18 protein-coding genes are annotated in these 19,990 nt (G+C 37.2%); 11 read left to right on the forward strand and 7 right to left on the reverse strand.

Features of this window, described 5'->3' with window-relative positions:
- The first annotated feature begins 145 nt into the window (after positions 1–145).
- Together H5126_RS07865 and H5126_RS07870 are read left to right on the forward strand one after the other, a co-directional pair.
- A complete protein-coding gene (locus H5126_RS07865; protein ID WP_259399362.1) occupies positions 146–490 on the forward strand; it encodes a DoxX family protein in 345 nt (114 codons plus the stop codon).
- Between the two features lie 266 nt (positions 491–756).
- Positions 757–1,710 carry an MBL fold metallo-hydrolase gene (locus H5126_RS07870; RefSeq protein WP_182720888.1) on the forward strand — a complete coding sequence of 318 codons (954 nt, stop codon included), beginning with the start codon at positions 757–759 and terminating at the stop codon, positions 1,708–1,710.
- Positions 1,711–1,894: 184 nt separating this feature from the next.
- Here H5126_RS07870 and H5126_RS07875 read toward each other — a convergent pair whose 3' ends face one another.
- Positions 1,895–2,200, reverse strand: a complete 306-nt coding sequence (locus H5126_RS07875) for a carbohydrate binding domain-containing protein (protein WP_259413595.1) — start codon at positions 2,198–2,200, stop codon at positions 1,895–1,897.
- A gap of 216 nt (positions 2,201–2,416) precedes the next feature.
- Between H5126_RS07875 and H5126_RS21470 the strand changes: the two genes are divergently transcribed.
- The 3 genes from H5126_RS21470 (at position 2,417) to H5126_RS07890 (ending at position 5,409) form a co-directional block, all read left to right on the forward strand.
- Complete coding sequence (locus H5126_RS21470; protein ID WP_310736027.1) at positions 2,417–2,785, forward strand: NrtR DNA-binding winged helix domain-containing protein; 369 nt, start codon at positions 2,417–2,419, stop codon at positions 2,783–2,785.
- A 271-nt stretch (positions 2,786–3,056) separates the two neighbouring features.
- Positions 3,057–4,547 carry a SulP family inorganic anion transporter gene (locus H5126_RS07885; protein ID WP_182695775.1) on the forward strand — a complete coding sequence of 497 codons (1,491 nt, stop codon included), beginning with the start codon at positions 3,057–3,059 and terminating at the stop codon, positions 4,545–4,547.
- A 10-nt stretch (positions 4,548–4,557) separates the two neighbouring features.
- Positions 4,558–5,409, forward strand: a complete 852-nt coding sequence (locus tag H5126_RS07890; RefSeq protein ID WP_024596346.1) for a universal stress protein — start codon at positions 4,558–4,560, stop codon at positions 5,407–5,409.
- A 34-nt stretch (positions 5,410–5,443) separates the two neighbouring features.
- On the opposite strand, the gene H5126_RS21475 is transcribed toward H5126_RS07890, so the two are convergent.
- On the reverse strand, positions 5,444–5,674 hold the full coding sequence (locus tag H5126_RS21475) for a hypothetical protein (protein WP_259413598.1): 231 nt from the start codon (positions 5,672–5,674) through the stop codon (positions 5,444–5,446).
- 394 nt (positions 5,675–6,068) lie between these two features.
- Here H5126_RS21475 and nirB point away from each other — a divergent pair, with 394 nt between their 5' ends.
- From nirB to H5126_RS07925, 6 genes are all read left to right on the forward strand, one after another.
- Positions 6,069–8,642: a nitrite reductase large subunit NirB gene (gene nirB, locus H5126_RS07900; protein ID WP_182720889.1), complete on the forward strand. Its 2,574-nt coding sequence runs from the start codon at positions 6,069–6,071 to the stop codon at positions 8,640–8,642.
- Complete coding sequence (nirD, locus tag H5126_RS07905; protein WP_182693842.1) at positions 8,629–8,982, forward strand: nitrite reductase small subunit NirD; 354 nt, start codon at positions 8,629–8,631, stop codon at positions 8,980–8,982. Before nirB ends, nirD begins: the two co-directional genes overlap by 14 nt.
- A 9-nt stretch (positions 8,983–8,991) precedes the next feature.
- On the forward strand, positions 8,992–9,855 hold the full coding sequence (gene cobA, locus H5126_RS07910) for a uroporphyrinogen-III C-methyltransferase (RefSeq protein WP_182720890.1): 864 nt from the start codon (positions 8,992–8,994) through the stop codon (positions 9,853–9,855).
- A gap of 274 nt (positions 9,856–10,129) precedes the next feature.
- Positions 10,130–11,392: a nitrate- and nitrite sensing domain-containing protein gene (locus H5126_RS07915; RefSeq protein ID WP_024606321.1), complete on the forward strand. Its 1,263-nt coding sequence runs from the start codon at positions 10,130–10,132 to the stop codon at positions 11,390–11,392.
- A 275-nt stretch (positions 11,393–11,667) separates the two neighbouring features.
- Positions 11,668–12,861: an ATP-binding protein gene (locus H5126_RS07920; protein ID WP_182720891.1), complete on the forward strand. Its 1,194-nt coding sequence runs from the start codon at positions 11,668–11,670 to the stop codon at positions 12,859–12,861.
- Between the two features lie 55 nt (positions 12,862–12,916).
- Positions 12,917–14,641, forward strand: coding sequence for a GGDEF domain-containing response regulator (locus tag H5126_RS07925; RefSeq protein ID WP_182720892.1), 1,725 nt, complete (start codon positions 12,917–12,919; stop codon positions 14,639–14,641).
- Between the two features lie 146 nt (positions 14,642–14,787).
- On the opposite strand, the gene H5126_RS07930 is transcribed toward H5126_RS07925, so the two are convergent.
- The 5 genes from H5126_RS07930 to H5126_RS07950 form a co-directional block, all read right to left on the reverse strand.
- Positions 14,788–15,237, reverse strand: a complete 450-nt coding sequence (locus H5126_RS07930) for a response regulator (protein WP_024596059.1) — start codon at positions 15,235–15,237, stop codon at positions 14,788–14,790.
- The gene (locus tag H5126_RS07935) at positions 15,234–16,688 is read right to left on the reverse strand and encodes an ATP-binding protein (RefSeq protein WP_182720893.1); all 1,455 of its coding nucleotides are present in this window, start codon (positions 16,686–16,688) and stop codon (positions 15,234–15,236) included. The genes H5126_RS07930 and H5126_RS07935 overlap by 4 nt, the downstream gene beginning before the upstream one ends.
- 129 nt (positions 16,689–16,817) lie before the next feature.
- Positions 16,818–17,477: an MOSC domain-containing protein gene (locus tag H5126_RS07940; RefSeq protein WP_182720894.1), complete on the reverse strand. Its 660-nt coding sequence runs from the start codon at positions 17,475–17,477 to the stop codon at positions 16,818–16,820.
- A gap of 123 nt (positions 17,478–17,600) precedes the next feature.
- A complete protein-coding gene (locus H5126_RS07945) occupies positions 17,601–18,533 on the reverse strand; it encodes an alpha-E domain-containing protein (protein WP_007585221.1) in 933 nt (310 codons plus the stop codon).
- 1 nt (position 18,534) lies between these two features.
- Positions 18,535–19,989: a circularly permuted type 2 ATP-grasp protein gene (locus tag H5126_RS07950; RefSeq protein WP_182720895.1), complete on the reverse strand. Its 1,455-nt coding sequence runs from the start codon at positions 19,987–19,989 to the stop codon at positions 18,535–18,537.
- Between the last annotated feature and the right edge of the window lies 1 nt (position 19,990).

Consider the following 19,990-nt stretch of genomic DNA (forward strand, 5'->3'; position numbering starts at 1 on the left):
AAGCTAAAGTTTATATCTTATAAAAAAACATTCAATATTAATTAATAAGAACTGTGATTATTCTAACGTCAAAAGCTAAGCATCTGCTTAAACCACTCTTATTAAAGTTGGGAATAACATGAGCACAAAAGTAAAAAGAATTTTTATGTATACATCACTAGGATTAACAACACTTGCCTTTATAGCTGCAGGCTCTGCAAAACTAGCAGGAGTTGAGCAAATGCACTTATCTTTTGCTCTTATGGGTTTACCTGCTTGGTTTGGCTATTTTATTGGTGCAAGTGAACTTGCGGGTGCTATTGCTATTTGGATCAAAAAACTAAGCATTTTAGCTGCAAGTGGTTTGTTAGTTATTATGGCTGGTGCAACATTTTTTCATGTAGTTTACGACAGTGTTGCCAATGCAATACCTGCCGTTATTTTATGTGCTTTATTAATTAATATCATAATTAACCGACTCAATGATATAAACGCCTTAGATAGTAAGTAACCTAGAGCTATTTTCAATACAATGAATAACGATATATTCGCTTCTATCGTTATTCAAACCCTCTTTTACAAAATGACTAATGCTTTCGCATCTCTCATTTAGCCTAAAGATAACAAACTCGATCTCTAAACAAACAAAGGCTAAAGTTGTTTTATTCATTAAATTTTAATTTTGAGTTCATACCCTGTATTTAATAATTAAATATACGACGTACTAAAGTTTATTACTTGGGCTTTTAATATGCCTAATTAACTAAGGTGTAAAATATGAAAAAAACATTTTTAGGCATTTTCTCGATTACAGTAATAACTTACTTACTGAGCGGCTGCACAACATCAAATAACGGTAATATTACAAAATTGAGTGAAGATAAAATAAGTACTAGATTAAATAAATTACCTTCCTCGCTAACCTCTAGTGATTTGTTCAATACCACTGTTGTTGAACCCACTCAGCTATTTGATAACCTTTATTTTGTAGGATATATCAGCGTAGGCACTTTTGTTATCACTACAACTGAGGGCATTATTTTAATCGATACCATGTGGACTCCGCACGATGCCAAACATGTGATTGTTCCTGGACTAAAAGAGTTAGGCTTAAATCCTGAAGATATTAAATACGTAATAGTTACTCACGGCCACAGCGACCATTATGGCGGCGCTCACTACTTTGAATCACATTATGGCGCTAAAATTTTAATGAGAAAAAATGAGTGGGACTACATCCATAATCCAAGTGCACCTGTATTAACTGATCCTTTCGGTAACTTTTCTACCGAAATACCATTACCTAGCACTTACACCCAAGTTATCGATGGCGAAAAAATAAGTTTAGGTAAAACTAATTTAACTGTACTTGCTACACCAGGACATACGCCTGGTGGGTTGTCTTTGATAATACCTGTTACAGATAATGGCATACCTCATACAGTTGCACTTTGGGGAGGTACCGGTTTACCGGATACTAAAGAAGCAAATCAAACTTATTTGCACTCTTTAAATTATTTTCAAAAAATTGCAAACAAAAACGATGTTGATGGAAGTATCTCAAACCACCCGTTTTCACATGATCTAATTAATCAAATTAATACATTAAAAAATCGTAAATCTGATCAACGAAACCCCGTGATAACCGGTAATAAGGCATTTAATGAGTACATAGACGATGTATTGCGAAATAACGTTCAAAAGAAACTTTCGTCATTTGAGTCAAACTAATATAGCTTTTCACGCACCGGCGTTATCGTGCTAATGTATTTATAATGACGGTATATGTCGCTTTAAAGCGATACTCATTACTAATATAAAAGCATAGTGCACTTCTTTTTATGAAACCCCACATTTGATAGTCTGTATAAAAATACAGACTATCAAATGTGGGGTTAATTACTTTTAGTTTGGTTTATTGTTCTACCAAAATGACCGATACGTCGTCTGCATGAAAATCAGCAGTCAGTTCGTTTGACTCCACATAAAGTAAAGCCGCACTTTCCTCGGTTGTTATTGAATGGGTATAAGTGCCCGAAAGCTTTACCCAATCGCCTGCAATTACGTTTGTAACAGTGGTTAGCTCGAGGTATTCAGTGCTCGCATGCTCAATTTGCAGTGTAAGTTTAATTCCTGGCGATACCGCTGTGTTATCGTCAGATAACTTAACCCACGCAGATACATTATAGGTTTTGCCCGCTGTGAGCTTGGGTTGTTTCAAGTGAAATAGTAGCACTGCCTCGTGATTGCCATGAATCAAGACCGGCTTCAAAGTCACCATTAGTTAGCAGCTCTGCGTGTTGTTAAAAGTACGACCGGTGTTGAAAACCTTTATTTAGATCAGTTAGGTGCGTTTGGTAACGTTGACCGCTACCCTGCTAGACGTATTATAACCATTGTTTACTATTCGCTCGTACGCTTTGAAGAAACCAATCTTGTGAGCGGCGACAATGCTTTAGAATGTGAATGGTTTGATGTAAATAACGTTCTCCCTTTAATGTTTGACCACGCCGACATTTTAAAAAGTGGCTTAGATTACTTACGCTATAAAGTAAGGCACGAGCCGATTGGTTTTAGCCTGCTCCCTGAAAAGTTTACCTTGCTTGAGCTACAAGGAATTTACGAGTCGATTTTAAATAAATCACTCGATAAGCCTAACTTTAGACGTAAGTTCCAAAAAATAAACTTACTCATAAACTGCAAAGAAAAACAAACCAACGTAGCTCACCGAGCTGCTACTTTGTACCGTTTTGATATAAACTTATACGAAAAACTAAGAGAGTTTGGTTTTACATTTGAGTTTTAAATAAGCAAATGCATAATTAAATTAATGTTTGGTCTTTAAGGCCAAATAACATATTGCTAATATATATGTGATGTTTATAATTCGTCCGCATTATTAATATAAACTAATCAAAAGGAGCTTTTTTCTTGAAACTTACGCCGCCCTAGGCAACCACTCCTCTTTTTCATCAGCACGTTACGTGCAACCTTAATCGCCATCTGCGCGAGAATCACTGTTATTTAAATAAAATACTCCCCTATACTTTGGGAAACTAACTAATTAGGTTTATTACATGTTTGATCACGTAAAAAGAGATTGGCTCTCTAATGTTCGTGGCGATGTGCTTGCTGGTATTGTTGTGGCGCTTGCCCTAATACCTGAAGCGATTGCCTTTTCTATTATTGCCGGTGTTGATCCAAAAGTAGGTTTATACGCCTCATTTTGTATTGCGGTTATTATTGCCTTTGTAGGCGGACGTCCTGGCATGATATCGGCGGCTACCGGTGCAATGGCACTGTTAATGGTAACGCTAGTTAAAGACCATGGTTTGGAATACTTACTGGTTGCTACCTTACTCACTGGTGTACTACAAATATTTGCAGGCTTTTTAAAGCTCGGTGAATTAATGCGCTTTGTATCGCGCTCTGTTGTAACAGGGTTTGTAAATGCGCTGGCGATTTTAATATTTATGGCGCAGTTACCTGAGCTGACTAATGTTACTTGGCATGTTTATGCGATGACCGCAGCGGGCTTAGGTATTATTTACTTATTTCCGTATATTCCAACTATTGGCAAAATACTTCCCTCTCCTTTAGTGTGTATTGTTGTTATTACACTGGTTTCAATATTTTTGGGTCTTGATATAAGAACCGTTGGCGACATGGGCGAACTACCAGACACTCTACCTATATTCTTATGGCCCGATGTCCCCCTAACACTCGAAACACTGCAAATTGTTTTACCGTATTCAATTGGTCTTGCTGTTGTGGGCTTACTTGAGTCAATGATGACCGCCACTATTGTTGATGACTTAACTGATACAACGAGCGATCGTAATAAAGAATGTAAGGGCCAAGGTATTGCTAATATTGGCGCAGGCTTATTTGGTGGTATGGCGGGTTGCGCTATGATTGGGCAATCAATTATTAATGTTAAATCGGGTGGTCGCGGCAGGCTTTCTACCTTTATTGCAGGCTCATTTTTAATCATCATGGTGGTGTTTTTAGATGAATGGCTGCAGTTAATTCCTATGGCAGCCTTAGTTGCGGTAATGATTATGGTATCGATTGGTACGTTTTCGTGGACATCTGTTAAGGATTTAAAAAAGAACCCGCTTTCATCAAATGTAGTGATGATTTCCACCGTTATTGTGGTTGTTGCAACGCATAACCTAGCCATTGGCGTTTTAGTTGGTGTGTTGTTAGCTACGTTGTTTTTTGCCAATAAAATTGGTCGCTTTATGGTGGTTAAAACCAAGCATGATGAAAGCAACGATAAAATAACCTATGAAGTCGTTGGCCAAGTATTTTTTGCCTCAGCTGAGCAATTTATTGCATCGTTCGATTTTAAAAATGCGGTTTCTAACGTGGTAATTGATTTAACCCATGCACATTTTTGGGATATAACTGGTGTATCGTCACTCGACAAGGTGGTTATTAAATTTAGGCGTGAAGGCGCAACGGTTAGTATTATTGGTATGAATAGCGCAACCGAAACTGTAATTGATAAATTTGGTGTGCATAACAACCCTGAAGAAGTCGAAAAACTACTTGGCGGACATTAAGGAGAATGCAATGACTAAAATAATTACCTATGTAGATGGATCAGCCATTACTAAAAATGTAACCGATGCTGCTATTTGGGCTTCAAAAAAGCTAAATAAACCAATTAGCTTTGTGCATACAATTGAAAAAACGCAGCAAACTAATATCGGCGACTACTCTGGTAGTATTGGGCTTGGTGCACAGTCAACACTTCTTGATGAAATGACTAAGCTTGACGAACAACGCTGCAAAGTAAGTTTAAAAATGGCTGACGAATTATTAAATTCAGTAAGTGAGCATGCTAAATCGGCAGGTGTTACTAATTTTGAACTAATTAAGCGCCACGGTGATTTGCTCGATACCGTTATAGACTTAAAAGACGATACACGCCTTATTGTTATTGGCCAAAATGGTGCTGGACATAGTAATAGCTTCGCGGTGCTGGGCTCACATATAGAAACCTTAGTGCGCAATGCAACACAACCTATTTTGCTTATTCCTGAAACATTTAAACAACCTAAATCATTTATGATTGCGTACGACGGCCGCGAAACAGCCGACAAAGCGCTACAACAAGTGATTGATGGCGGCTTGTTACATGGTTTGCATTGTCATTTAGTGAGTATTAAAAATAACGAAAAAGACCTTGAAGAAAAATTTGTTAACGCACAGCACAAGCTTATCAGTATGGACTTTGAAGTGTCGGCAAGCTTTTTAGAGGGCAATATTTTTGACTCGTTAATGCAATATAAAGAACAAAATAATGTAGAACTAATTGTAATGGGTGCATTTGGGCACTCTAAACTAAGGCAGTTTTTTGTGGGCAGTAACACCATTAAAATGCTCGAGAACAGCGATGTGCCTGTGGTTATTTTAAAATAAATTTAATAACCTGCACCAAAAAGCCTAAAATCACTTAACTGATTTTAGGCTTTTTGGTTTTTGGCTTAGCTTCAAACTTTTCAAATAAAAACTGAATAAACGACGTAACCTTTTGAGTCACAAACTTTCTATGCTGCTCTGGCATAAATGAGCGCACGCCACGTTTGCTAAATGTTGCCATTATTTTTCGTTTACCGAGTTTGTCTTGTATTGCCAACTCGCCTTCGTGAAAAGGGGAATCATCTATTGAATTTGTGTTTATCATTTTGCTTGTAATTCGTGTGCGTATTTTATGGGCTAAATTTAACTCAATACACAATGAATGATAATGGGTGTTTTATTGACTGATAATGCACAATACAATGACAATACTTGCACCCTCTTAGTGCCAGGCGCGCACCAACATATGTCAAAACGGGTTTTTCATTCACTCTAAAAAAACATTAAATACTATTTAAACAACAACTTAAAAAACTGGCTATGTTTTTGCAAACACTCTATTAACAAGCCAGTTTTATTTACGGCAAAAATTTAGGTTGTTGGCACTATAGCTATTAGCAACCATCGGCAAAGAAGCCCGCACACAATTATGCTTAATGCGTATTTGTGGCGGGCTTTTTTGTTATTTGTATTTAAACCGTCACTTTAAGGAATGCCATATGCAAACCTCGCAAAAAATACTCATTATTGGTAATGGTATGGTCGGACACCACTTTGTTGAGCAAATGCGCCAAAGCGATGCCAACGCAGACATTACCGTACTTTGCGGAGAAGCAAATCTTGCATACGATCGCGTGTATTTATCAAGTGTATTTGATGGCAAAACAGCCGCCGATTTAGCACTTACCACTCACGACAACTATAAACAACTAAATATTAATGTGCATACCAGCCAGTGGGTTGAAGACATTGATAGATCAGCAAAAATAGTGACCACATTAACCGGTGAGCAATACCCGTACGACAAACTTATACTCGCTACAGGTTCGTTCCCATTTGTGCCGCCTATAAAAGGTAACGACCAACCCCATTGTTTGGTGTATCGCACATTAGAAGATTTAGAACAAATAAAAGCCAGTGCAGCTGTAAGTAAAAGTGGTGTAGTTATTGGCGGTGGTTTATTGGGGCTTGAAGCCGCTAACGCCATTAAGCAACTGGGGCTTGATACCCACGTAGTTGAATTTGCGCCACAACTTATGGCTGTTCAGCTCGATGGGCAAGGCGGTACGCTACTAAAAAATAAAATAGAAAAACTTGGCGTAACGGTACATACATCAAAGGCGACCAGCGAAATAGTAAAAGGCGAAACGAGTCGCTTTAGATTAAATTTTTCGGATGAGTCATTTTTAGAAACAGACCTAATTTTGTTCTCTGCCGGTATTCGCCCGTATGACCAACTCGGCAAAATTGCTGATTTAGAGCTTGGTGAACGCGGCGGTATTATTATTAATAACCAATGCCAAACGTCAGATCCTGATATTTTAGCCATTGGTGAATGTGCCCTGTGGGACAAAAAATTATTTGGTTTAGTTGCACCGGGTTACAACATGGCGCGCGTTGCAGCGAGTCAATTAAGTGGTGGCGAGCTTGAGTTTTTAGGTGCTGACATGAGCACAAAACTTAAGTTGTTAGGCGTAGAAGTAGGCTCAATTGGCGACGCTCATGCAAAAGCGCCTGACTGTAAAGAGCTTATATACCAAGACGCTATTCGCGGCTGTTATAAAAAAATCATACTAAGTGAAAAAGGCGATAAATTACTGGGCGCTGTACTAGTTGGCGATACCAGCGACTACGATACTTTATTGCAGTACATGCTTAACGACATGGACTTACCAGAAAACCCTGAGTGTTTAATTTTACCAGACAGCGGCGGCGCGCCGTCGTTATCGGGCAGTGCCCTACCCGACACCGCCACTATTTGTTCGTGTCACAATGTGAGTAAAGGCGACATTGTAGGTGCAATTGATGGCGGCTCATGCGATTTAGCCTCGGTAAAATCATGCACTAAAGCAGCAAGCGGCTGTGGCGGTTGTGCTGCGTTACTAAAATCAGTTGTTGATAACGAATTAGCAAGTCGTGGTGTTGAAGTTAACAACCATGTATGTGAGCACTTTGCGTATTCACGCCAAGAACTACTGCACATGGTAAAAGTAGAAAGCATTAAAACGTTTGATGACTTACTAACTAAACACGGCAGCGGTCATGGCTGTGAAATATGTAAACCTGCCATTGGCTCTATTTTAGCCTCAACATGGAACGACTTTATTTTAGAGCCCGCTCATGTTGGTTTGCAAGACACTAACGATACGTACCTAGCAAATATGCAAAAAGATGGTTCGTACTCTGTGGTACCGCGTATTGCTGGCGGCGAAATAACACCCGACAAACTCATTGTAATTGGACAAGTAGCCAAAGACTTTAACCTGTACTGCAAAGTCACTGGTGGTCAACGTATTGATTTATTTGGTGCGCGTTTAGAAGAGCTTCCTGTTATTTGGGAGCGACTTATAGAAGCCGGATTTGAGACCGGTCATGCCTATGGTAAGTCTCTTAGAACTGTTAAATCGTGTGTGGGTAGTACGTGGTGTCGTTATGGTGTGCAAGATAGCGTTGGACACGCAATAGAAATTGAAAACCGCTACAAAGGGTTACGCGCACCGCATAAATTTAAAATGGCGGTATCGGGTTGTACCCGCGAATGCGCCGAAGCACAAAGTAAAGATATTGGCATTATAGCCACCGAAAATGGCTGGAACTTATACGTGTGTGGTAATGGCGGTATGCGCCCTCGCCATGCTGATTTATTTGCGACCGATTTAGACACGCCAACACTAATTAAATACATTGACCGCGTAATTATGTTTTACATTAAAACGGCTGACAAATTGCAGCGTACGTCGGTATGGATGGAAAACCTTGAAGGCGGTTTAGACTACCTTAAAAGCGTAGTAATTGACGACAGCTTAGGCATTTGCGACGAGCTAGAAGCGCAAATGGAATTAATTACACAAACCTATGCGTGTGAATGGAAAAAAGCGATTGAAAGCCCAGATGCTGCCAAACGATTCCGCCAGTTTGTTAATAGCCCCGAAACCGACGACAACATTTTGTTTGTGCAAGAGCGTAACCAAATTCGCCCTGCTACAGAAGCCGAAAAACGTGAGCAACGTAATACACAAAACCGTATTCCAGTAATGGAAGTTGAACAGGAGCAAGCTGATGTCTTGGCATAATATTGGAACAATCGACAACCTAGTGGCTAATAGCGGCGTATGCGCATTAGTTAATAATCAGCAAGTGGCTATTTTTTACATTCCACAAAATCCAACGGCTGTGTTTGCCATTAGCAACTACGACCCGATTGGCAAAGCCAATGTATTGTCGCGTGGCATTATTGGCTCAGTCGACAATAAATTAGTTGTCGCATCGCCTTTATATAAGCAACACTTTTGCCTAGAAACAGGCGAATGTTTAGAAGCAGAAGCAATACACCTACCTGTTTTTAATGCAAAAATTGAAGACGGCAGTGTATTTATAAGCGCTGAACCAAAAGTTACAACAGCAGTGGCTTAAGGGAATAGTATGAGTGTACTGTCTTATTTTTCGGGTATTGAAAACGTGTGGCTAAATAAGCTTGTTGCTAAGTTAACGAGCTCAAATAGTCGCAGTGCTAAAAGCGGCAATGTTTATATAATTGGTGCGGGTCCAGGAGACGCAGAGCTAATTACGGTAAAAGCGCAGCGATTAATTAATACCGCCGATGTTGTTTTATACGATTGGTTAGTAAGCGATGATTTATTAAAAACGCTTCCTAAAAAAGCACAGCGAGTATTTGTAGGTAAACGTGCTGGTAAGCATTCGATGACCCAAGCTAACATTTGCGAATTACTGGTTAAATACGCACAACAAGGCTTAAACGTAGTGCGTTTAAAAGGCGGCGATCCGAGTATATTTGCACGTATTAACGAAGAAGCCGATGCGCTAACTAAGCATAATATTAATTTTGCGATTGTTCCGGGTGTGACAACGGCTTGTGCTACGTCCGCTTATACGGGTATTCCGCTCACTGCACGCGATGTAGCGCGTAGTGTTACATTTTTAACAGCGCAGTTTGCCGATCCTAACAAGCAACCTCATTGGCAAAATTACGCGTTTATGCCTGCAAACAACAACCCCACTTTAGTGGTTTATATGGGGCTTTCGCGCTTACAAACGCTAAGCTGCGGTTTGCAATCAGTGGGCTGGCCAAGTAATACACCCATCGCACTAATAGAGAATGCCACTACTACTAAGCAAAAAGTAATTACCAGTACGCTTGAGAAAATAGTAAATGAGCATGCTAAACACAACCTTCAAGGCCCTACCCTAATTATGATTGGTGAAGTAATAAATCATAAAATGGCTATTAGTCCTGAGTTACTAAACAGTGTAAATGTTAACGCATGACGTAAAATGAATAATGCACTTTTCGCGCTTACTACCTCCCCAGGAGTAGGCGCTTTTTTTGTTTTTAATTTGGGTTCAAGTTGTGTGCAATAACATACTTAAATGCACCAAATAAGTTAAAAGTAATGGCAAGTTAAATTATAGAAACACAGTGACAAATAAAAATAATACTTTAAGCAATTGTATTAGCTTGATTTTAAATTCAATGATGAAATTTATTAATGATTGGAACAGTGGTTGCACTTTAAAAACAAAAAAGTGTGGAATAATACCAATGGCGACAAGCAACCCTCTCACAAAACAGTTTTTATTAGCGGCTAAGTATCAAGAAATACACGCGCTAAAGCAATTACAAAACAGTTGTGCCTCGCTTACTAAGTTAGGCGATTTTGTACATCAGTTACAAAAAGAACGTGCAATGAGTAATATCTTTTTGGCCTCAAATCGCGAGCGATTTAAAACCCAATTACAAGAACAAATCCCTTTAAGCAGCAGCGCACAAACTGCATTTTATGATTCTCTTAAACAAACATTTATAAACGACAACGCCGATACTGGTCATACTCGGTTATTTAATTTAATTACCTATAGCCTGCAAACACTTGACGCATTGCCCGAACTACGCAATCAAATAGCACAACAAAACATTAGTGCAGTGCATGCTACGCAGTCATTCACTCAGTTAATTGCTAGTTTACTCAATATTATTTTAGAGGCAGCAGATGGCGCAAGCGATCCTAAAATAACGCGTTTGTTAGTCGCATTTTTCAATTTTATGCAAGGTAAAGAGTACGCAGGACAAGAGCGCGCCTGTGGTGCACAAGCATTTGCAGCGAGTAAATTTACCACTGAGCAAAAACAACAACTCGCGCATTTTGAACAAGAGCAAAACCACAGCTTTGACTTTTTTAATGAGTACGCCGATGCGCACCTTTTAAAATGCTTTGCCACGTTAACAACACATCAGGTTAATAATCAGGTAGAGCAACTTAGAAGTTTACTGCAAAAACTCGATGACGAGAATGCTCAACCGCTCTCGCAACTAAGCGAAGTATGGTACGAAGTAACCACTACGCGCATAGATATAATGCACAAAATTGAACAAAATATAGCAGATCAATTAATTGATACTGCAGCAATGCAAATAGCCTGTGCTCAACGTAGTTTAAATACAAATAAGCAAGTACTTAACAATATGGCAGAGCAACACATAGCCCCTACTTTTGGCCAATTAGCCATTAAGCAACCAGAGCCAGAAGTAAACCAAAATATAGCGGCCGATAAGCTCAACAGTAATAAAACTATGTATGATTTAATTATCGAGCAAAGCCAGCATATAAAACAAATAAACCAAGCGTTACTTGATGCTAAAAAAGTTATTAGTGAGCAAAAGGTAATTCACCAAGCCAAGTACATACTTATTGAGCAGTTAAAGCTCACCGAAGAGCAAGCCCATAAACAGCTACAAAAACAAGCAATGGATACGCATAAAACCTTATTTAGCGTAGCGCAAACAATTGTACAAATGAGCGATTAAATATGCTGTTTTTACTTGGGCATGTTGATCTTTAGTAATACCACTACCCTAAATAATAGTTATTTATTAAGTTACAAATTTCACACCCAGATTGAGTTTTGCCTTATTTTGAAATTGATTCATAACCTGCTGACTATAATAAGGTAAAACCCTAATTTGAAGTCTATTAATAATGCAAATTATTCAACGCATTTAAAATAATCAACTACAATAAGTTAATCATTTGTTACACCTCATTTTAATGAGGTATATTTAATACTGTTGTAGGAGTTTGAATGCCCAATGTAGAAAGTTATATAGAAGGTGTATCATTAATAGATGAGCAACAATTAACAACTTCTCTTGATAATGACATTCAAACAAACATAGAAAACATTGCTGAGCTAATTTTAAACATTTTTGATGCGAGCTCATTTTCTATTGTTGCTAATCTGCCTCAACGTGCTGTCGAGCTATATAAATCAGGTTCAGAAATAACAGTAGCTAAAGAACAACTACCTAATGACGTTTTTAGTGAATCGATTATCGAGTCTAACCCTAAAATATTCAGAGTTATATCGCCTATCATTTTGCCCTCAGGTCTTAAGTTTGGATGGTTGATATTCGAGCGAGCAAGTGATTCACTACTTACAGAAAAAGAAAAATCGATTTTAAATAGTTTACAAAAAAACTTTGTAAATCAGTTAGTCCAACGTAAAAACTTATTAGATAAAATAAACAGTGCTAAGTTTAACTCAACAATTTGCGAGCAAAACAAGAAAGACGAAACTGAAAAAGATCGCTTAATTAAAAAATTACAAAAAATGAGCGATGAACTTGATGAATTTACCAGTATTGCTTCACACGATCTCAAGTCGCCATTAAATGCTATAAAACGTTTATTAGAATGGGTTTATGATGATTGCAAAGATTTACTCCCCCAGGAGCACCTAGAAAACTTTCAGCTTGTGCTCAGCCGGGCTAATAGAATGCAAGTACTGCTAGAAGATTTACTAAGTTACTCGAGAATAAATAGCTGTGATTCAACTCGTGCAAACATATCTTTAGAAAGTCTTTATCAAGATATAGAACAAATTTTAGAAGTTCCACAAACTGTCACTGTAGATATACACGCCAATAACGAAGTACTCGATATACCACTGATCCCTTTTAAAGCTGTTTTTCAAAACCTTATTAGTAATGCAATAAAACATAACAATAAAGAGCACTCGGTTATCGACATTTCACTTATCCCCTCTAATCAATATTACATTATTGAAATAAAAGATAATGGTCCAGGAATTAACCCTAAATATTTTTCACTCATATTTAAGTTATTTCAGACATTACAATCTCGAGATGACGTTGAAGGGAGCGGCATCGGACTCTGTATTGCCAATAAGCTCATTATCAATTATGGGGGCAAAATTGAAGTAGCCTCCGATGGAAAGCTTGGCAGTACATTTACTATTTATTGGCCCAAAGTTTAACTATGAAATTATCAATTATAAACGAGCATAGTTTAGCTGCTCTTAGAAGGAACTTATGAATATTTTAATTGTTGATGATGACTTAGTTGATCGCAAATTAATTAAAAAAATGCTTATTTCTGATGGCTCTCATCATCATGACATTACCGAAGTAACGTGCGTATCCGAGGGCTTGAAAGTCATTGAAGACACGCACTTTGATATAATACTACTCGATTATAATATGCCTAAAGAAGATGGCATTGAAATGCTAATTGAAATGCGTGCAAAGCCTAAACTCGGTAACACCGCAATTATCATGATTAGCTCCTCAGAGAACTCAGCTTTGGCTATTGAGTGTATAGAAGCAGGCGCTCAAGACTTTTTACCAAAAGGTGATATAACGAGGGATAGTTTAAATAAAGCGCTTATATATGCCAAAAAACGCTTCGAGGCAGAACAACGTATGCACAACAGTTATCTTGCTGTAAAGCATATGGCAGAACGGGATCAGCTTACTGGTTTGTCTAATCGATATCATTTTGAAGAAATACTAAAAGTAATGATAGCTAACAATAAACGTGCTAAAAACTGCGTGGCGTTACTAGCTTTAGATTTAGATAACTTCAAAAATATTAATGATACGCTTGGCCATAGTGTCGGCGACGAAATTTTAATACAAACAGTAGAAAGGATTCATAGTTGCCTGAGGCAAAATGAAGGATTTGCACGCTTAGGAGGCGATGAATTTGCAGTTATAATAGGTGGAATTTGCAATATTAATCAAATAGGTATGATAGCAAATAGAATTTTAGCAGAAGTTTCTAAACCCTTTTTGCATGAAGGCAGAACTTTAAATTGCAGTGTTAGCATTGGAAGTGCCATATACCCAAATGATGCTACTGAATCTCATGAACTGCTAAAATGTGCTGACATTGCAATGTATCGCTCAAAGCAAAGTGGTAAAAGTAGAATTAGCTTTTACAAAGAGCAATATCAGTACGAATTTAGTCGCCGAGTAGATATTCAAAATAGTATAAAAGAGCATATAGAGGAAAAAAACTTTAGGCTATTTTATCAACCTGTTTATTGTTCAAAAACACAAATAATGACAGGTGTCGAAGCCCTTATCCGTTGGCCAGGTACAACCATTCATTATACTCCTGATGAATTTATTCCTATTGCTGAAGAGTGCCGATTAATAGCCCCTCTTGGAAAATGGATAATTACGAGCGCTTTAGAGCAGTTATCTTTATGGCAGCAAAGCTATGAAACTCCCTTAACACTATCTATCAATATTTCACCTATTCAGCTACAAAAAGAGATTTTAGAGAGCTATTTATTAGAGACAGTCAAAACATACAACTTAAAAACCAACAGTATTATTCTTGAAATAACAGAAACAGCTTTTATGGAAAATAGTAAAGAAGTGATTGAGATATTAACTTCTTTGTCTAATAAGGGATTTAGGATTGCTTTGGACGATTTTGGTATGGGGTACTCATCCATATCTCATCTAATATCTTACCCTATTGATATAGTAAAATTAGACAAAAGCATGCAGTCGTTGGATGGAGAAAATAATAAGCGATTAAAAATAATCGAGAGTTTATCTTTAATGCTAAAAAAATTAGATTTTTTTGTGGTAGCTGAAGGAATCGAAACGAAAGCCCAACATCAGCTATGTAAAAAACTAAACATAGACTACTTGCAAGGTTTTCTATTTTCAAAACCTATGCCTGCAAACGAGATTAACTTGATACTCGATGGCTATTGTAAAAAATCATCCTTAAATAAATAGGTTATTTTGAGCCTCTGTAAAATTGAAGCTTAAATCAGACACCTATATAACTTTAAGCTAAAAACCTTTGGTTTGAGCCACATACTCAAACTAAAGGCTCTTCAATTGGCACAGCCTAATAGGTTAAAACTTAAAATACATGCACATCAGCTGTATTTATCTAAATGCTGACCAATAACAGCCATGACTTTTTCTTTTAACTCTGCTGCCTGAAAACTTCCTTTTACAAGGTAACCTTTTACAAAGTCGTGTGACATTATAATCTTTTTTTCTTCTTCTCTTTCAGATGAGCTAAACATCATAACTACACACGAGCTTATCTCTATCATTTTTCTGAGTTTAGAGAACTTCTCTAAAAATTGAATGCCATTAACTTTTGGCATATTAATGTCTAAAAATATAAGAATTGGAGGAAATCCATCAGGGTACTTTATTCTATTAGATTCATAATTTTCTAAAAATTCTAATGCTTCTTGACCATCTTTTTTTTCAAAAATTGTAAGATCTAACTTGGCTTCTTTTATTAGCCTTTTAAGAATATACCGGTCAACTTCGTTGTCATCGACAATTAATATAGGGGGTTTAATTTTTGTCATATTAGCTTATCCAATGGTATGACTATTTTAAATGTTGTGCCTTTATCAGAGCTTTGCAGTGATATTTCACCGTTTAAGTACTCAATATGTTTTTTAACCAACGCCATCCCTAAACCAGAGCCCGTACTCGTCTGTGCATGAAACCGCTTAAACATATCAAACACTTCACCTTGATGCTTTTGTGGTATTCCCATTCCGTTATCTGTAACAGTAATAAAAAACGTCTCTTGCTGATTGAAAATATCACAGCGGACATAAGGGGAGTCTTTGTTTCTATCGTAATACTTCAACCCGTTTGAAATTAAGTTTTCAATAATTTGAGAAAAACGCGCTTTTTCTGACTTTATAGGTACTGATAGATTAATTGTTGTCTCGAGCTTACAAGGGTTGTCTTTCATAAGCCAAGTGAGTCGCTCTTTCATATCAATAATCAACTGATTAAAATCAATTACATCTCTATCTTCACTACCAATTTCAGCTTTAGCTAATAGTAAAATATCAACAACAAGTGTCTCTAACTTTTCCATTTGTTGATAGATAACCAATGCATTTCGACTTGCCTCTTCAGTATCTCCTGCTTTTATATCTTCAATAACAAAATGCGCTAGGGATTTAGCCCCTGACAACGGTGATTTCAGGTCATGAGAAGCTCGATAAGCAAACTGTGCAAGTTCGTCATTTGCTTGCTGCAGGGAGGCTGTTTGGCTATTTATAATCTCTTTGAGTTCAATACTGTTTTCAATATTTAAAAGATCATTTTTAATCCGCTGCCTGGCCGCGATAACGAGTGCTTTTAATTCACCCGACGTTTTTATATCAAGCTCATCATCTAGGTTAATATTGCTTTCGGGTTTACTTGATAAGAGCAGGGTAAGATTTCGAATAGAGCTGGATATAGTACGAGAAAGGTAACTTATAAAAATAATATTAAAAAAAGATATGACGATAACAAGTGGAATTAACGTCATTAGTATAAACGATACTGTTTTTCTGATTGGTTCTTCAAACATCTCAGAGTGTTTGTTAAAGCTGACAAGTGCAACATTAAGGTTTAGTAAAAAATCAGCTCTACTGAGTTCACCTTTTTCATACTGAGTAACTGACAGTAGTGTTTTATCCGCAATTTCTATATCTTTTTCACAAATTGTTAAAGTTTGCTCTGTGTTAATAAATTTCATAACAGCATAATTTAATGGATTTATTTCTTCAATACAGTCAATTGGTTGCTGCCTAATTAACAATATATCTGACTCAATGGTATTTATATCTATGGGGAGATCATTTTCTATTTTTTTAACTGACTTAGTAAGTTGATGAGTATATTTTAAGTGAAGAAAATTAAGTTGGTGAAACTTGGCCCCTTTAGCTATTTCAAAAGCTGAGTAAACAGTAATACTTACCTCTGCAGCTGTTAAAATCACAATAAGCATCAGTTTTCTGGAGATATTCATATACGACACCTATTTTAGCTACTAACCCAACAGTTTTTTAATAACACTATAATAATTATAGTATTTATCACATTAGGTATAGCAGGTTTTATCTTTTTTACTAGCTCCTCTATAAATAACAATTTACGCTTAACTTAGTTCATTTTTAATACAAAGCTTCTTTTTAATTTTAGTTTGCCACTCAAGAGCAAGCTCCGGCAATTCGAGTGCTGCTAATAATACACTTTCATGATCTGGATATTTTTTATCAAAAAAAGCCTGGAACAGTTTTTTTACTGATATGTCGTGCGAGGCTTTCTTCTCGATAACAACACTATCACCCGTTTTTGCAACGCCCTGCTCTAGTACCCTAAAATACACGCCAGTGCAGTAATGCTGCGTAAACAGTTTAAGGCTGTTTTTATTATTAAGGGCGATAGCTAATTTAAAACAAGGCACACGAGGCTGGCTTACTTCAAGTAATGCAGTACCAATTCGAATATGGTCACCTATGTGTATATTCGCTTCATCAAGGTCAGAAATCGTGAAGTTTTCGCCAAAGGCACCTACTGCCAAATCATCATTCTCGAGGGTTTGTTTCCAATAATCATAATGATTGTGCGAAAACGCGTAAACCGCTTTATCAACCCCGCCGTGATTAACTAAATCAGCTTGCTCATCCCCTATAATATTTAGCTTTTCAATAACAACAGGTTCGTTAGTTGGCGTTTTGAATATTCCCGTTTTCACCTCTTTACCATTATGAATAAGAGTTTTAATTTTAGAGATATTAGTCGAGATGATTTTCATTGCGATACCAACGGATGAGGAAGTAAAGATTAATTATGCAGGTTTTAAAATTATTATAAATAAATTTAAGCAAAAAAATGACCGCTTAAGACTAAGCAGTCATCTCACAATATACAGTTTTTATTATTCTGCTTGTTTTAAAAAATACGTTTCGGCCAGTCCGTTATGTATTCCAGCTAAGTCTATTTGTATTTCATCGATAAAGTCATGCAACAGACCATTTTTAAGTACTCGTACGTCTTTATTTTCTAACTCAACAATTGCATCATCAATTGATTTAATAATTTCTGTTGAGTTTGGCAAAGGTAAAACCAATGCTTTTAATTCATTCATACAAAATAAAATAGATCGTGGGAATACTTTGCTGTGCATCACAAATTCTATTACATCAGCACGCTGTACTCTAACGCCCATTTCTTGGCGATACATTTGATAAGCACTTAACGAACGCAATAAACTGATCCACTGAATATTATCAAACGGCTTCACTTCTTCTTCATTAGTAATTAACGTAGCAGAGCGAATATCTAAAATTCGCGATGTCATATCTGCGCGCTCTATAATCGAACCAAAGCGGATAAAAACATAGCCCTGATCATGATTAATTGTGGCATCTAACGCCCCAAATATTTGATGGGCTGAATCTATAATCTTTTTTAAATAATCAAAACGTCCGCGCTTTGTTATCCCTTCTTTTTGATTATCTTTTACATAATAATAAAGAGAGTTAATTTCTTCCCATACATCTCGCGGTATTACATCGCGAATTGTACGCGCGCTTTCTCGTGCCGAAGTAATAGAGTTTAAAATTGACGAGCTGTTATCACTACCAACAAGTAAATACCTTAATGCTTTTTGTTCAGTAAAATCAGTATGGTTTTCTGAATACGCTTTACGCACACCAATAATATCAATTAATGGCTCCCAGCCGGTACATACGCCTTTGGGTAAGTCCATCATCAGTAAATTGTTAACGTTGATTAAACGAGCCACATTTTCCGCGCGCTCAATGTATCGAGATACCCAATATAAAGTTTCGCCTACTCTTGATAACATATTATTTAGCCTCTTCGTCAACAATCCAAGTATCTTTACTGCCACCACCTTGTGATGAATTAACCACCAAAGAGCCTTTAACCATAGCAACACGCGTTAATCCACCAGTGGTAACTTGCGTATCTTTACCTGATGATAAAATAAACGGTCTTAAATCGGTATGTCGACCATCTGGTTTATTACCATCAAATGTTGGTACTGTTGATAAATCTAATGTTGGTTGAGCTACCCAATTTCGTGGGTCCGCTTTAATTTGAGCAATACACGCTTCTTGTTCTTTTTTAGTCGATTTAGGACCAATTAATAATCCATATCCGCCAGATTCATTTGCAGGTTTAACAACAAGCTTATCGATATTTTTAATCACATGGTCGCATTCTTTCGGATCTAAACATTTGAACGTTGGGACATTAGCAAGTTTAGCTTCCTCGCCTAAGTAGTACTTAATCATCTCAGGTACATAGGCGTAAACTACTTTGTCATCAGCAACACCTGCGCCTGGTGCATTAACTAAAGCCACATTACCTTTAGACCAAGCACGCATTAATCCAGGAACGCCAAGTTGGGATTCTGGTAAAAAGGCTTCTGGGTCTAAAAATAAATCATCTATACGACGATAAATAACATCAACTCGTTGTAGCCCTGTGATTGTTCTCATGTATACACAGTCATCTTTTTCAACAACTAAATCGCGCCCTTCTACCAGTTCGCAACCCATTTCTTGGGCAAGGTAACAATGCTCAAAATAAGCGGAGTTAAATACCCCAGGAGTAAGTACCACGACTTCTGGTTTATCTTGTGGACGAGGCGACATTGCCGCTAGCATATCAAATAATTGTGAAGGGTAATCATCAACAGGTAAAATCGATACTTGCTCAAATAATTCAGGGAATACACGCTTCATTACAGAGCGATTTTCAAGCATATAAGATACACCAGAAGGAACACGCAGGTTATCCTCAAGCACATACATTGTACCACTACCATCGCGTACTAAATCTGAGCCACAAATATGCGCCCATATCTTATTTGGCGGGTTTATTCCCACGCATTGCTCGCGAAAGTTAACTGATTTTTCTAGTAACCCTTTTGGAAAAACACCATCTTTTATTATTTTTTGGTCGTGGTATAAATCATCTATAAAAAGGTTAAGCGCTTCAACACGTTGCTTTAAACCAACCTCTACGCTTTGCCATTCTTTTTTGCCAATGGTACGCGGTATAATATCAAACGGCCAGGCTCTATCAATCATATTACCTTCGTTGTAAACCGTGAAAGTAATACCCATTTCTTTAATTGCTAAATCAGCAACCGCTCTGGCTTTTACTAATTCTTCGCCCGATAAATTAGCAAAAAATTGTGCTAATTGTGTTCCATGCGATCTAACGTTTCCTTGTGCATCAATTAATTCATCAAAGAAACCTTTTGTTTGGTACGCTTTCCAATCAATTTTCATA

This window comes from Pseudoalteromonas sp. SG45-3, assembly GCF_014164075.1.
Lineage (GTDB): Bacteria > Pseudomonadota > Gammaproteobacteria > Enterobacterales > Alteromonadaceae > Pseudoalteromonas > Pseudoalteromonas distincta.